Origin of the sequence: Undibacterium sp. Ji50W (assembly GCF_049340445.1) — a bacterium.
GTDB lineage: Bacteria > Pseudomonadota > Gammaproteobacteria > Burkholderiales > Burkholderiaceae_D > Undibacterium.
This window is the reverse complement of record NZ_JBMPOX010000072.1, coordinates 1-584: the sequence shown is the minus strand read 5'-3', so window position 1 is coordinate 584 and position 584 is coordinate 1. Positions and strand designations below refer to the sequence as shown.

Sequence of the window (584 nt, the reverse complement as noted above, 5' to 3'; positions counted from 1 at the left end):
TTTTCTACCTACACCTTTGCCCTGCGTGCACTGGAAGCTGTCGCCAAGCCCAAGACTGGCACGCTGGAATTGTTATTTACCTATGATGAAGAATTTGGTGGCGAAGTCGGCCCCGGCTGGATGTTGAAGCACAATCTGATCAAGCCAGACCTGATGATAGCCGCCGGTTTCTCTTACCAGGTCATCACCGCCCATAATGGTTGCCTGCAGATGGAAGTAACGGTGCATGGCAAGATGGCGCATGCGGCAATCCCCGATTCTGGCGTGGATGCCCTGCAGGCTGCCGTCAAGATCCTGAACGCCCTGTATGCGCAAAACACCCTGTATAAGCAAATTACGTCAAAGGTGGAAGGCATTACCCACCCTTACCTGAATGTCGGCACGATAGAAGGCGGCACCAATACCAATGTCATCCCTGGGCGTGTCACTTTCAAGCTGGACCGCCGCATGATCCCGGAAGAAAACCCGACAGAAGTCGAAGCCACCCTGCGCAAAATCATCAATGACACTGCCGCCAGCCTGCCCGGCATCAGCGTCGATATCAAACGCCTGCTGCTGGCCAATTCCATGCGCCCCCTGCCTGG

The 584-nt window shown here is 55.1% G+C and carries 1 protein-coding gene; it reads left to right on the top strand.

The features are described 5' to 3' along the window. On the top strand, nucleotides 1-584 hold a 584-nt coding region (locus tag ACO0K9_RS28055), incomplete at both ends, for a peptidase dimerization domain-containing protein (protein ID WP_422990691.1).